The following is a 14,665-nucleotide window of genomic DNA, read 5'->3' as shown; positions in this document are numbered from 1 at the left end:
AAATCGTTTAGATAACTAATACGACTCAAGGGGTGTTTTTTCCTTGTCTCACTTTACTGGGTCACTCTACTTATTTGGCAGATCTTTCTTTAGTGGTATGAACGATTGTCTTGTAAAAATGGATCTACTTTAAGTACTCATTGGTGTTAGCTTGATGGGTATGTGTCTGTACCCCTATAAGAGTTACATCTTTTTTCGATGGATATTTGATTTATAGTTTGATTAAAAGTGTTAACGCTTACATTTTTGCAAATTGAAGTTGCAATAAGATGCACTAAACTATTTGAATATTTCGACTTATAATAAAATTATGAAAGGAGTTACTATCATGAAAGAACGGACTCAACGAGTACTTACCAGATTTTTGACAGTAAATACCTTTTTGACTTGTGAGGAATTAAGTAAAGAGTTCAATATTAGTGAGCGTACTTTTCGAAACGAATTGTTCCTGATTAATAAATATCTGACGGAAAATAACTATCCATCAATTACGACGACAAGAGGAAAAGGGTTGAAGCTAGACCTAACTGATGTGGATCGCGAAAAGCTCCTGTCCAAAATTGGTGATGACAGAGAAACAGATTATTATCGGCCCAATGAACGTTTTCTTGCCTTACTTTTAGATATTGCCGATACCACAAGAACGACAATGCTCTTTGAAATGGAAGAAAAACTGCAGGTATCGAAAAGTACATTGGATGAGGATATGAGAAGACTTCGTCAGTTTTTAAAGGAATATGGTATTTCTGTAGTGAGTTTAACGAAGCAAGGTATTGTATTAAAAGGGGATGAACGAACAATACGCACTATGTTATACGATGTGATTAACAGTATGACAGATATTGCTAAACTAATGGAGTACCGAGATATAGATACAGTATATAATTTTACAGATCAATTTGTTCTTGATTATTTGGATACAAATGCATTGAGGGGCATTGGAGAACATTATGACGAAGTCTTTGAAAAGTCCAGAGTAGAGATTAATCATGTATACCGGAATCAAAGCATTCTTTTTTTAGGTATATGGGTAAGGCGGTTGCAAGAAGGAAATACCCTTAGGGAATTAGCCAAAGTTAGAGCCGAAATAAAAGAAGATCCTGTCAGAAATTTTGTCGATTCCATCTGTATGGAGTTTGGTTTATATCCATCATTAAATGAAATTAAATATACTACCTTTACAATCGAATCGTTTAATCCAAAAGATATGAATAATTCATTCGATTGGGTTACCGCACAATTATTAACTATTCAATTAATTGAGCATGTAGAAAAAGTAACCAGAATCCCCTTTTCTCAGAGAGAAGAAGATTTGTATGAAGGTTTGTATAGGCATATCACAGGGTTATTAAGCAGGGTGAAGAACGATTTACAGGTATTTAATCCGTTGAAAGACACCATTAAGGAGTCCTATGCCGAGATTTATCAGGCAGTCACTTGCTTTAGTAAGCAAATAGAGGACTACATCAAAAAAACATTATCAGAAGATGAGATCGGGTTTTTGACCGTTTATTTTTCAACGTCTGCCAGCCAGATTAAACAGAAAGAACAATATGTTTATCAGGCGGTTGTGCTTTGTAATCATGGGATTTCAACTGGAAAGCTGTTGGCTGCGAATTTGAAAGAGCATTTCAATATCGAGATTGTTGCGATATTGAGTTCGTATGAATTAGCCTTTATTGACAAGCTGGATGTTGATTTAATTTTTACGACCATTTCAATTGATTATCCAAGAAAACCTGTATTATTGCTTAATCCAATATTAAGAGAAAGTGACAAGAAGGAAATTAAAGATTTTTTACTCAAAAATAAGAATAAGAGAAGGATCGTTTCCAATAAGTTAGATGCCACACAGCTAATGCAGGATATTTTGATGTTAATTGTAGAAAGTGGCGGTAAGGTAACAAAGGAAAGCTATCACAAAGTAGAAGATACTTTTAAAGAACATCATTTAAAAATTAATACAAGGGAGATACAGCCGATGTTGCAGGATATTTTGAGGGATTCCAACATTCTACTAAAGCAAGAATGTAAAGACTGGAAAGAGGCGATTACGAAATCTGCCCAGGTATTGTTAACAGAAGAGGTCATTGAAGAGCGATATATAAACGCCATGATTAAATCTGTTGAAGAGTATGGGCCTTATATAGTAGTAGGGAAGCATTTAGCGTTAGCACACGCAAGGCCGGAAGATGGAGTAAACAAATTAGGCATTAGTGTCATGACGTTAAAGGAACCAATTAATTTTGGAAATCCGGATAATGATCCGGTGAAAATTGTTTTTTGTCTAGCCGCAGTAGATTCTTATTCGCATCTAAATGTGATGAAAAATCTGATTGAGTTAATTAATGATGAAGAGAAATTAGACTTGTTAATTACAGCACAAGATGTAAACATGTTTAATCAAGTTTTATATGGTAGTGAAGTGGTGGAGTGAGGAAGTAAAAGTTTTAAAAGCAATTGATAAATATATATCCCCAAAATTGAAAAATGAGGAGAGAGCGAAATGAAAAAAGTAAATATCTTATTTGTATGTGGAGCAGGTTTAGGAAGCAGTTTTGCTTGTCAAATGTCGGCAGAGGATGTATTAAGCAAGTTAGGTGTGAACGCCAAGCTAGATCATAGTGATATCTCGTCTGCTGTTTCAGTAAACCCCGATATAATTATTACGGCACAGAATTTCAAATCCCAATTCGAGAAATTTTCAGTTGATCCTAAACAAACGACGATTGTTTATTTGAGAAATATTGTATCTAAGGCAGAGATTGAAGAAAAAATCACCCCGGTATTAAGGGAAAAAGGCGTTTTAGCTTAAAAATAAATAGAGATAGCTAGAGATGGGGTGGGAAAAAATGAGTGTAGTTAACTTTATTATCGAGAATATTTTGACACAGGCATCTGTCACAATCGCGTTGATTGCTATGTTGGGGTTAATTTTGCAAAAGAAATCAACAGGGCAAGTTATTTCTGGTTCTTTAAAGACGATGTTAGGGTTTATGGTATTGTCAGCAGGGTCTAGCATTATTGTTGGTAGTTTAGTCTATTTCGGTCATATTTTTACAGAAGGTTTCCATATGCAAGGGATTATTCCTTCGATTGAAGCTATTAATGGCCAAGCAATGAATGAGTTAGGATTGGGTCGTGATATCGCACTAACTTTCTTAGCTATCTTTGTTTTTAATATTATCATTGCACGGTTCACTAAATGGAAATACATCTTTTTAACTGGTCAGGCAATTCTTTGGATGGCTACTATGACAACAGTATTTGGTTACTTTGCAGGTTTACGTGGTGTTGCATTGATTTTAGTAGGCGGTTTCATTGGGGGCGTATTTGCGGTAGCTATGCCCGCGATTGCACAACCATTTGTTCGTAAGATTACTGGTATGGATGATATTGCTTTAGGACACTTTTGTACGGTTGGGTATGTGTTTGAAGCAGGTGTAGCGAAACTAGTTGGGGGAAAAGGCGAAAAGAAAAAATCTGTTGAAGATTTGAAATTACCAGCTCAATTTGAATTCTTACAAGATACCTATCTATCTTTGATGGTGGTAATGACTCCTCTTTATATTATTACAGCAGCGTTTGCAGGTGAAAAGTTCGCTTCTACATTATCAGGAGATACCAATTATTTAATGTTTGCGTTCTTACAATCTATCCAATTCGTAGTTGGAGTGTATGTATTATTAGCAGGAGTTCGCTTATTACTAGGTGAAATTGTTCCGGCTTTTAGAGGGATTGCCATGCGGTTGGTCCCAAATGCAATACCTGCATTAGATTGTCCAGTCCTATTTCCATTTAGCCCTAATGCAGTCATTGTAGGGTTTATCACAACTACTATAGGTTCGATTATTGCAATGTTTGTATTACCTGTCTTCGGGTTGGCGATGATCTTACCAGGTATGCTTACAGCTTTCTTCGCGGGGGGTACCGCCGGTATATTTGGTAACTTAACAGGTGGTATTCGTGGAGCAATTATTGGTGGTGTTGTACATGGTTTCTTCATTACATTATTACCAGCACTATTAGTAACGACATTCAATTCTATGGGGTTTGTCAATGCAACAGCAACAGATGTTGATACAGTAACAGCTGCTTTACTATATGCATGGCTCATTGGTCCACTTTTAAAAGCTTTCTAGGATGTAGGTAGAGAAAAGGAGGCGCAAGTAATGTTTGGATTTGGAAAGAAAAAACCTAAAGAACCGAAAAAAGAAACAACTGAAGAGGTATTGTTAACAGTTGAACGAAAAGAAGAGTTATTACGTACCATTTCCTTTAAAAAAGCAGAAGTAAATCAAGCAGCTGGAGAAAAACAAGCAAAAATTTATGAGGAGATTGGCTTAGCATTTAATGAACTTGGTGAAGAAGATCATGCTATTGATTCGTTAGAAAAAAGTATTCAGGCCAAAAAGTCATTAGGTAATGGTTACAAAACTTTATTAAAACTTTATAACAAGAAGCGTGCAGAAGCAGCAAAAGTGAATAATGAAGAATTATTACAGATATATCTAAAGAAAATGGATCAAATGATGCAAGTTTCTAAAGAGGTTACGCGTGGTGTTCGATAAGGAAGAAAATAAAAGATTAGTATAAAGGGAGAGTAATTGATCATGTATACAACATTAAAAGAAGTAACACTTAGGGCTGAAGAATTGAATTATACAGTTGGTTCATTTAATGCACATAATTTAGAGATGTTACCTGATATGATCCGTGCAGCAAAAGAGCAAGGAGCACCAATTATTATTCAAACAAGTATAGATACTGCGAAATACATTGGTCATGAAAATATTGTTGCTATATGTAAAACGATGGCCACAAATGAAATGGTAGATGTGGTATTGCATTTAGACCATGCAAGGGATTTTGATGATATTAAAGAGGCAATCCATAAAGGATATACATCAGTGATGTTTGATGGTTCTCATTTACCATTCAAAGAGAACATTATGAAAACAAGAGCAGTAGTAGAATATGCACACAAATATGGTGTTTCAGTAGAGGGCGAACTAGGGACTATTGGCGGTACTGAAGAAGGGATTCATGTAGATGAGAATGATAAGGTTTATACTGACCCAAAAGATGCAGAAGAGTTTGTTAAAGCAACAGGGGTAGATGCTTTGGCCATTGCCATTGGTACTAATCATGGTCAATATAAATCTAAAACAGAAGTAAATCTACCACTATTAAAAGAAATCAACGCTGTAGTAGATGTACCTTTAGTTATTCATGGGGGTACAGGTGTTAATGAAATGGATGTACATGAATTAATTAATAACGGGATTCGTAAATTTAATGTAGGTACTGAGTTGCTAGTAACATGGACGAAAACAGCGAAAGAAACATTCGGAGAAACAAAAGTAACGAAATCATTACGACATAATATTATTCCATGTAATCAGGCTGTAAAAGAAATTGTCAAACATAAAATTGGAATCTTCATGAATAAAGAAGACAGTACCCTCCAAGTAAAATAATGACAAAAAAAGTTCATTAGTCTTTTTCATAAGGGTTGGAGAAGATGTGGCTAATAAAGAGAGTACTAGGAATTCCTGGTACTCTTTCTTTATTCGTTAGATGATGAGGTGGTAAGATGGATAAAGTCTTAATCTTATTAGCAGGTTTACCAGGAACAGGAAAAACCTACTTAAGTAATATCATCAATAGTAAATTAGGGTCATTTTATAATCTTTCTCAGGATGACTTGAAAGAATATTATTGTGATATGTATGGTTATCGTAATCTAGAAGAAAAGCAGAGGATAGAAAAGATAGCATGGGCGAAGTACTTTGAAATAATGGAACAGCAAATACAAATAGGTAGCAATATTATGTCTGATTATCCTTTTAGTCAAAAACAAAAGCCTCAAATTCAGCAATTAGTAAAAAGATATAGTTATGAGGTTGTTACTATTCGGTTAATTGCAGATTTAGATGTATTGTTTGAACGACAAAAAAAGAGAGATTTGGATCCGACAAGGCATTTGAGTCATATCGTAACTTCCTACAAAAAAGGGGATCTGTTAGCTGATAGAAGTATTGCAGATAACTTATTGAATTATGAGGAATTTATAAAAAGATGTACAACGAGAGGATATGACACGTTTGAATTAGGAACTTTATATGAAGTGGATGTATCAGATTATACAAAAGTGAATTATTCTATGTTGTTGGAAGATATAAGACTGGGGTACATTAAAATGTGCATTTCTGGAACTAGCAAAGAATTTTAAAATCCAAAACTTAGGGGCTTTTTAATCTCATTAATATTATTCATCTCTTTGAGCATATAACCCTTGGTGCAGAATCTAAGGGCTTGAAGGATACGATTTTACTGTAGAGAATGTCCTGACAAAGTAAGAGAATTATCGAATTTCTTCACTTATAAAATAAAAGAGTTTTTTAAAGATGGAGGAATAAAAATGGTTGAAAAAATATATTCAATAATTAGCGATTCTGGAATTCATGCAAGACCTGCGACCTTATTAGTTAATGTGGTTAAGCCATTTTCTTCAGATGCGATCCTTGAGTATAAAGGAAAACAGGTAGACTTAAAATCAATTTTGGGTGTAATGTCGCTAGAAATCCCGCAGGGAGAAACAATTAAAATAATTGCTCAAGGCGATGATGCAGAACAAGCGCTATCTAATATTGATGAACTGATGAAAACAGAAGGCCTAGGTGTATAAAATCAGTTTCAAATTCGATAATCTAAAATTCTCCCCTGAATGGAAAATGCGAATAATAAATTCAGCTAAATCAAAGGCATTCCTTTAATAAAAATATTTCTCTGGAGCAAATCGTTAATGGGTTTGCTCTTATTTAATTGAGCGATACAAAGTGGCACCCGAAGTCCCAGTCGCCTCATATATTTCCTTCACTGTCATCCGCCTAGAATGAAATCTTCATTTAAAAACATTGGACAAATGCTGGAAAAACCCACTCTTGTAGAATCTCCTCTTTGTTCCGACCGAAACGATCAAGAGAATGAATGTAAAGAATATCTCCTTTACGGACCACACGTTTTAGTAATTGGTACTGGGCCCGATTGAAATCTTTACCACTTTGTTTGTCCGAAAAAATATCACGTGGATCAACGCCTAATTTTTTTATCGCTTCTAACTGCCGAACTTCATTTTGATCTTTGCTACTAACTCGTATGTAACCAAATTTACGAACATCCATTTTTTTCTCCTTTTTCTACTTTCCTCCCTATAATTCTACCAAAAACGTTCGTAAAAGTGTACTTAAACGAACGTGTCTAAAAGTTATGACATTGAGACTTGTCATACTCATTGGAAACAATATTGAAGAAGAAGGTAAGTTGTATCACTATAGATCATGTGATCAAAAGAAAAAAGGTGTTAAACGCTTGTTTTTCTTCAAGCGTCTAACACCTTGGTCTATATTTCTTTAATGCTTACCTCGGGCAGCAAGCTTCCGCTTAGGGATTGGGAGGGGAGGGGCAGCACACAATCGAAATTCGTATTTATAATACGGAACCATTACTTTCGATCATTTTTTTATACCAGTAGAATGAATCTTTACGGCTTCTTTCTAAACTTCCATTGCCTTCGTCATCTTTATCGACATATATGAAGCCGTACCGTTTCGACATCTCACTTGTTGACATGGAAACTAAGTCGATAGGTCCCCAGGCCAAGTAACCCATTAATTCGACACCATCTCCAACAGCTTCTTTCATTTGTTCAATATGTTTTCTTAAGTAATCAATACGATAGTGATCATGGATGGAGCCGTCTTCTTCGACCTTATCATAGGCACCTAAACCATTTTCAACCATGAAGATTGGCACTTGATAACGGTCATACATATCATTCAATACGACACGCAGTCCAATCGGATCAATTTGCCATCCCCATTCGGATGCATCTAAATAAGGATTCTTTAGTGAATTCATTAAGTTTCCTTCAGTCCGCTCTCCTTCTGGGGAAGCCGAGGATAACATGGACATGTAATAACTAATGGTGATGTAATCTACTGGATGCTGCTTAAGGATCTCGTCGTCCCCAGTCTCTTTGATAATTTCAATTTTGTTTTCAATAAAGAAACGATCCATATATTTAGGATATTCACCACGAACATGGACATCTGTAAAGAATAGATTTTCCTGATTATCCTTTTGCGCTTTTAAAACATCTGCAGGATTGGGTGTGTTTGGATAATGGCTCATTCTTGCCAGCATGCACCCCATTTTTCCATCATGGATAATTTCATGTAATTTTTTTGTGGCAAGCGCACTTGCGACAAATTGGTGGTGCAATCCTTGATATCTTGCTTGCATGGAGTTTGCTTCCTTATCTGATATGACGCCTCCGCCGGTAAAAGGACTGATGGTAATCATATTGATTTCGTTAAATGAAATCCAATATTGCACCTTATCTTTGTAACGAGTAAAAACCGTTTCTGCATAATGTACAAAATGCTTGATTACCTCACGGCCAACCCAGCCATTATATTTTTCCGTCAAGCCATAAGGTGTTTCATAATGAGATAATGTAACGATTGGCTCAATATTATATTTCTTTAATTCAGCAAATACATTGTCGTAAAATTGTAAACCTGCCTCATTTGGCACTTCATCGTAGCCATTAGGGAAAATCCTTGCCCAATGGATGGAAAGCCTGAATGCCGTAAAGCCCATCTCAGCAAGTAAAGCGATATCTTCTTTATAGTGATGATAGAAATCAATGCCTTCACGTTTAGGATAACGTGCCGTCGATTCACCACTTAGTGCTTTTCGAATTTGTTCAGAGGTGATTTCCATTGCATTATCTTTTGTTCTTTGATCTTTAGGAATATATTCAACAAAGTCGGCAGCAGATAAACCTTTACCACCTTCATCAAATCCGCCTTCAATTTGGTTGGCGGCAGTTGCGCCGCCCCAATAAAAGTTTTTTGGGAATTTTGCTTCGAATTGTGTCATAGTGAACGCTCCTTTTGGTTTGATTATTTTACAATAGTTAATATTGTTTCTTCTAAAGTAACGGGTCTTGATTTTGTTGGTACAACATCTAAATACTCGGCTGTGTTAGTGATGATCACAGGTGTTGTAGTTTTATATCCAGCCTCTGTAATACTTTTAATATCGAAGGTTACCAGTTTATCTCCTTTTTTAACGGCTGAACCAGCTTCGACATGTGCATCAAAATACTTTCCGCCTAATTGAACTGTATCAAGTCCGATATGAATCAATACTTCAACCCCATCCTCACTGATCAAGCCAATTGCATGTTTTGTTGGAAATAGTGTCACTATCTTTCCATCAAATGGTGATGAAACTATTCCCTCAGCCGGTTCGATTGCCACTCCCTTACCCATTGCACCGCTAGAAAATACGGCATCATCCACGTTTTCCAAAGGTATCAGCTCACCTTTTAATGGTGCAGATAATTCATAGATTTTGTCCGGGACAGCCACTGTTTGAGAGGATTTGTCTTCTGTCGCTTTTTCAGCTTTATCGGCGGTAGCCTGTTTCTTCCCTTCTGTACCAAAAATGAACGCTAAAATGGTTGCTGTGAGGAAAGAAGCGCCAATTCCGAAAATATAGCCGATAGTCGGTGAGTAGGCCGGGATGGTCAGAAGACTATTGAAAGCAAATCCAAATAACCTTACATTGAATGTTGCGACAATGGCGCCGCCAATCGAACCAGCTATTAATAATAATGGTAAAAACTTTTTATATCTTAATATTATCCCGTAAAGAATCGGTTCCGTTACCCCTGCGAACAAGCCAGATAACGTAGCCGCAAATGAAAGGGAACGTAATTCTTTATTTTTCCTAGCGCGTAAGAAGATACCAAAGGCGATCCCCATCTGTGCAAATGTAGAGGCAGCTGTAATGGGTCCAATTATATCTCCGCCACGTGAGAAATTATCGATCATGATCGGTACGACGCCCCAATGCACACCCAAGATGACCAAGATTGGCCAAATGCAGGCAATGATGATACCGGTCAAGATTGCTGATTTAGCTACCAAGTAAGTAACGGCAGCCCCAATCGCTAAACTAATGTATTGTGCAAACGGTCCGAACACTAAGGCCGTTAATGGAACCATGACCAAAATACCCACCATTGGAACAAAGAACAATTGAATTGTATCCGGTGTGCGTTTTTTAACGAAGCGTTCTAAAGGAGCATAGACAGCCATCGCAATTAACAAGGGAAAAACTGTTGATGAATAATCCGTGACGATCAGAGGAATATTCATGAAACTTACTTGCCCATCAGCGTTTAGAAGGGCTGTGAAATTGGGGTCAATTAAGCCTGCCGCAATGGCGCCGCCAACAAACGGGTTTGCATTCAATTTCTTAGCGGCGGAAATAGCTACAAAGATTGGCAGGAAATAAAAGACACCACTTGATGCTGCATTCAATACAGCATAGGTTGTTCCATTTATATCAATTAGATTCAAAATATTAAGGATTGCAAGCAGCGCTTTGATCATGCCCGCTCCTGCCAGTGCGGGCATCAATGGAGAAAATGTCCCGGATATATATTCAAAGCTTTTAGCCATGACGCCTACCTTTTCATTGTTTTCATTTTCAGTGGCAGAATCTTCATTATGAATATGGTTGTCATTCATGATCTCTGTATACACTTTTCCTACTTTATTCCCAATTACAACCTGAAGTTGCCCGCCTTTTTCTACTACGGTAAGAACATCCGGGATATTCCTTAATCCTTCTTTGTCAGCTTTTTGACGATCATTCAGCTTGAACCTTAATCGTGTTGCACAATGGACGAGAGAATTGATATTTTCTTCGCCGCCTACCAACTGAACGATTCGATTGCCTAACTGTTTGTTATCCATTGTTTCCTCTCCTTTTATAAAATAAAAATAACCTGAAAAGAACACAAATAGATGTACATCTATTTTGTATTCTCCCCAGGTTTTGCCTGCCAAACAGTAACAATCCTTTAGGAATGTATTATTTTTTTTCCCGATTTGAAACCCTCTGGATATGGATTATAAAATAGGCTAACTCATCAGTGGTCATTTCCATTTTAAATTGCTTTTTCAAATAAGCTTGCACTTTCTTCGTACATTCGTAGGCTTGCGGATATTGCTGCTTCACTTGCTGATATAAGCCATCATTATTGTCGTGATTGAACTCACCGCGCAACATCCTGTAGGCGAAATAACGCAGATGGGTGATAAACCGGATGTAATTCATCGTTTCTTCATTAAAATCAAAACCGTAATGATACTTAACGATATTGGTCACATCATTGACGATATTCGTCATCGCCATTGTCTCTTCCATACCAGAGCTATCCTGACGTGCATTGAAAAGATGTAAGGCAATGGATGCAGCTTCATCCTCAGGCATGCTTACTCCTGTTTTCGCCTTTATCATATTCAATGCTTTAAGAGCAGCATGGTATTCAGCTTTGTAGAACTTTTGCACTTCCCACATTAGTGCATTCTTTATCTGTACCCCGTTCTTTGTTCTTGTGACGGCAAAGTGAAGATGATCGGATAATGTTAAATAAAGTGGATCATTCAACTCTGTGTGCAGGTCCCGATTTACCATCTCAATAATATCTTTTGAGAGCTCCATCATTTCATATGGAATCTCATCGAGCAAATCAGATAATTTGTCAGCGAAGTCTTTAGAAGGGGTGATAAAGGTTTTTTCGATTTTTTCTGGATCAATCTGGTCGCCAACCTTTTTCTGGAAGGAGAGCCCTCTTCCCATGACAACCATCTCGGTGTGGTTGGAATCCTCTGTTAAAGCGACATTATTATTAAATATTTTTTTGATTTCCATAAATTATCACTTTTCCTTCAATAATTTGAAATGAAAAAACCTGGATCAATACAAATTACAGACAGGTTTCCCTTCCGTAACTTGAATTAATCCAGGTTTTGCCTGCCGGACAGTAACAATCCTCTGAGAATTTTATAATTTTATTGTATATGATAACGGTTACTTTCGCAATAGAAGCTTACGAAATAGTCAATCTGATATATTCATGGCGAAAAGAAACTATCATGGCCCCTATAAAAAAGAATCTCAAATGAAATGGATTTATACGTTAAAAATGAGTGTGGAATTTATGAAGAGCCTGCTTTAAGTAAGTTACGGGAAGAGAGAGTAGAAATATCTCAAAAGGGACAGGAATATTGTCTGCTGCCAACTTAAGGGGTGAAAGGTGGTATGGGGGATTTTCATAAGTCTAGCAAGAATGGCCTGCTTGGATTGATTTCAACCAGGCTTTTTTATTTGAAAAACCGAACTATATTTGGTAATGTTTGGTATGTTTGAGGTGGTCATTTCAGTTGGGAAGGTTGCAGATCAAATTGAAATTTAACAAGACAATCGTGTTCATTGCATTCGGTATAATATGTATAGCTATCCTCTTGAATCTGTTAAAGAAGGATATATGGGACGTGAACGAAAAGTTGTTAAACGAAGAAGTGTTAGCAATTGGACATTCCGTTGAAACAATAAACTTGCAAGATGTAACACCGTTCGAATGGGATGAAGTATATTCCTTTACTCCATATGCTCCGAAAGAGGATATATATGAAACGGTCGGTTATAAATGGGATGCCATTAGTGAAACTGTAAATGAAGGTATGAATCAAATAGTTTTTCTGAAAGATGGAAAAGTAGTCTGCTATTTATATGGGTATCCTGAAAACAATGGATATGGGATATCTTTTGAATCTAACAATGATAAAGGGACTAGTAATGTGCTTAATATTGAGGATGATCTAAATTTTCAAGTGGAAAGAAGCAAAAGTGTCGTCTATTTGAAAAACGAGGCTGGGTTATGAATTCCTCATCCAGAAGATATCGTTTGACTCGTGAATGGGCTTTGCTCATGGAATACCGTTAAATCAAAAAGCTATTACACGAGCGCCTTGAAGGGCTTTTGCAATCAGCTTTTTTATTAGTGATGCTCCAAGTAAATGGCAGTAAAAAGAGCGAAATAGTAAAAAAACTAATTGAAAACGATGTTACAACAAAGCTACCAGGAACTATTCTAAAAAAACACCAAAATTCTTTTTTATTACTTGATGAAGAAGCTGCTGAAATTGTCTCATTATAAAAAAAGTGGCTGAGTTGACCGATCCCATTATCCTGCAAAAGCCTTAAAAAGAGGTTGAGGAATTGTATATGAGCGAATAAATTTATACAATGGTAGATAATGAATGAATACATGCTCGACTTTCGACAGCATCGCATTTTAAACGTGCATGTATATGCACCATAATTGGAGAAAACGCCGTTCAATAATTTGAATGGCGTTTTCCAGCCATTTTGGTTTATGATGTTCAAAATTCAGAAAGATTAGAGGTATAAGACATGATTGTAATCCAAAATGATTGGTTAAAGGTAGGAATTGTGAGCAACGGTGCAGAAGTACGTGAAGTGAAGCACAAAAAAAATGAACTAAACTACATGTGGACAGGGGATAGCACCTACTGGGGCCGTGTGTCTCCGGTTTTATTTCCGATCGTAGGGCGGTTAAAGGAAGATCAGTATCAACTAGATGGCCAGACCTACAAGATGTCACAGCATGGTTTTCTGCGAGACGTTGAATTCACTGTGGAAAAGCTGACAACAGATCACGTTTCATTTGTGTTTGAGTCTGCTGGACGTTTTATCGATGTGTATCCTTACGAATTCAAAGCCACTATCGAATATGCACTTAACGAGGATTCACTCAGCGTTCGTTGGAAGATAGAAAATAAAAATATGGAAGAGATGTATTTTTCCATTGGAGCGCATCCGGCATTCAGAATTCCGCTTTTGGAAAATGAAACGATAAATGACTACAGTCTTAAGATCGCCTCAGTTAACAATAAGGATGCGCTTGAATACGAGTTAAAAGATTCTCTTATCCATGAAAAAGCTGCTATTAACAATAATGAAACGATACCGCTCACTAAGTCTTTATTTGCAAATGATGCGCTCGTGTACAGCAATATTGATTGCACTACATTAACTTCTAATAAAACGGGTCATGGCGTGGAAGTAACACACACTGACTTTCCTTTTGTTGGGATCTGGTCAAAACATGACCAGACAGAGGGTACCATGGCACCGTTTGTTTGCATTGAGCCGTGGTACGGCATTGCGGACACGCATGATACTTCTGGGAACTTGAAGGAGAAATTCGGAGTGAATCGACTTGGAGCTGGAGAAACGTTCCAGGCTGAGTATGAAATAAAGTTCATTTAAAGGCAGAAAGAAAAGAATCGGTAATGACAATAAGGCTAAACTTCTCAATAAATAGTGCTTTACTTCAATTTCGGGAGCTGATCAGCAGCTCCTTTTCTTGTGCAATATACAGCAAAAATTAATCCGCATTTTGTAAATAACTAAAATTTTTCATCAAATCTCTGAAAATAGTAAAGTTACGGAACAACAATAACCGTAAATATCTAATACTATAATTGGTGTCCAAACAAATTAACAACAGTTGAAGGTCTATTAAATAGTACAATATACCAGTGACATTTTTTGTTGAAAAATATACTCTGAAATTGAGGTGTTTTTTATGACAAAACTAAATAAAGTACTATGTCTTGTTTTCATGGTTTTATGTGTTGGTTTAATCAGCTTTAACCAGGCAACTATTAAGGGGTTAGCCCCAAGTGTAGCCAAAGCAGCAACCATTACT

At 36.7% G+C, this 14,665-nt stretch carries 13 protein-coding genes and 1 pseudogene; 10 read left to right on the top strand and 4 right to left on the bottom strand.

Features of this window, described 5'->3' with window-relative positions; translation table 11 throughout:
* The first annotated feature begins 328 nt into the window (after window positions 1-328).
* The 7 genes from ASU00_RS21395 (at window position 329) to ASU00_RS21365 (ending at window position 6,691) form a co-directional block, all read left to right on the top strand.
* A complete protein-coding gene (locus ASU00_RS21395) occupies window positions 329-2,437 on the top strand; it encodes a BglG family transcription antiterminator (protein WP_057915487.1) in 2,109 nt (702 codons plus the stop codon).
* A gap of 69 nt (window positions 2,438-2,506) precedes the next feature.
* On the top strand, window positions 2,507-2,815 hold the full coding sequence (locus ASU00_RS21390) for a PTS sugar transporter subunit IIB (protein WP_057915486.1): 309 nt from the start codon (window positions 2,507-2,509) through the stop codon (window positions 2,813-2,815).
* Between the two features lie 37 nt (window positions 2,816-2,852).
* On the top strand, window positions 2,853-4,142 hold the full coding sequence (locus ASU00_RS21385; RefSeq protein WP_057915490.1) for a PTS sugar transporter subunit IIC: 1,290 nt from the start codon (window positions 2,853-2,855) through the stop codon (window positions 4,140-4,142).
* A 30-nt stretch (window positions 4,143-4,172) separates the two neighbouring features.
* Complete coding sequence (locus tag ASU00_RS21380) at window positions 4,173-4,571, top strand: hypothetical protein (RefSeq protein ID WP_057915485.1); 399 nt, start codon at window positions 4,173-4,175, stop codon at window positions 4,569-4,571.
* Window positions 4,572-4,613: 42 nt separating this feature from the next.
* The gene (locus ASU00_RS21375; RefSeq protein WP_057915484.1) at window positions 4,614-5,480 is read left to right on the top strand and encodes a class II fructose-bisphosphate aldolase; all 867 of its coding nucleotides are present in this window, start codon (window positions 4,614-4,616) and stop codon (window positions 5,478-5,480) included.
* A gap of 116 nt (window positions 5,481-5,596) precedes the next feature.
* Window positions 5,597-6,235, top strand: coding sequence for a P-loop nucleotide/nucleoside kinase family protein (locus ASU00_RS21370; RefSeq protein ID WP_057915483.1), 639 nt, complete (start codon window positions 5,597-5,599; stop codon window positions 6,233-6,235).
* Between the two features lie 189 nt (window positions 6,236-6,424).
* Window positions 6,425-6,691 carry a phosphocarrier protein HPr gene (locus ASU00_RS21365; protein WP_057915482.1) on the top strand — a complete coding sequence of 89 codons (267 nt, stop codon included), beginning with the start codon at window positions 6,425-6,427 and terminating at the stop codon, window positions 6,689-6,691.
* A gap of 250 nt (window positions 6,692-6,941) precedes the next feature.
* Here ASU00_RS21365 and ASU00_RS21360 read toward each other — a convergent pair.
* From ASU00_RS21360 to licT, 4 genes and pseudogenes are all read right to left on the bottom strand, one after another.
* Window positions 6,942-7,187 (bottom strand): annotated as a pseudogene (locus ASU00_RS21360) (recombinase family protein); the annotation flags it as partial.
* Between the two features lie 304 nt (window positions 7,188-7,491).
* Entirely contained in the window at window positions 7,492-8,949 is a 1,458-nt protein-coding gene (locus ASU00_RS21355) for a glycoside hydrolase family 1 protein (protein WP_057915481.1), read from the bottom strand.
* Between the two features lie 23 nt (window positions 8,950-8,972).
* A complete protein-coding gene (locus ASU00_RS21350; protein ID WP_057915480.1) occupies window positions 8,973-10,838 on the bottom strand; it encodes a beta-glucoside-specific PTS transporter subunit IIABC in 1,866 nt (621 codons plus the stop codon).
* Between the two features lie 118 nt (window positions 10,839-10,956).
* Window positions 10,957-11,799, bottom strand: a complete 843-nt coding sequence (gene licT / locus ASU00_RS21345) for a BglG family transcription antiterminator LicT (RefSeq protein WP_057915479.1) — start codon at window positions 11,797-11,799, stop codon at window positions 10,957-10,959.
* A gap of 533 nt (window positions 11,800-12,332) precedes the next feature.
* On the opposite strand from licT, the gene ASU00_RS21340 reads away from it, so the two are divergent.
* From ASU00_RS21340 to ASU00_RS21335, 3 genes are all read left to right on the top strand, one after another.
* Window positions 12,333-12,812 (top strand): hypothetical protein, encoded by a 480-nt coding sequence (locus ASU00_RS21340; protein ID WP_057915489.1) that lies wholly within the window; start codon window positions 12,333-12,335, stop codon window positions 12,810-12,812.
* A gap of 98 nt (window positions 12,813-12,910) precedes the next feature.
* Window positions 12,911-13,087, top strand: coding sequence for a 6-phosphogluconolactonase (locus tag ASU00_RS25560; RefSeq protein ID WP_161809767.1), 177 nt, complete (start codon window positions 12,911-12,913; stop codon window positions 13,085-13,087).
* A gap of 257 nt (window positions 13,088-13,344) precedes the next feature.
* Window positions 13,345-14,223, top strand: a complete 879-nt coding sequence (locus tag ASU00_RS21335) for an aldose 1-epimerase family protein (protein WP_057915478.1) — start codon at window positions 13,345-13,347, stop codon at window positions 14,221-14,223.
* Window positions 14,224-14,665: the final 442 nt, after the last annotated feature.

It is taken from the genome of Peribacillus muralis (assembly GCF_001439925.1).
Classification (GTDB): Bacteria; Bacillota; Bacilli; order Bacillales; family DSM-1321; genus Peribacillus; species Peribacillus muralis.
This window is presented reverse-complemented; position numbering and strand designations above follow the sequence as displayed.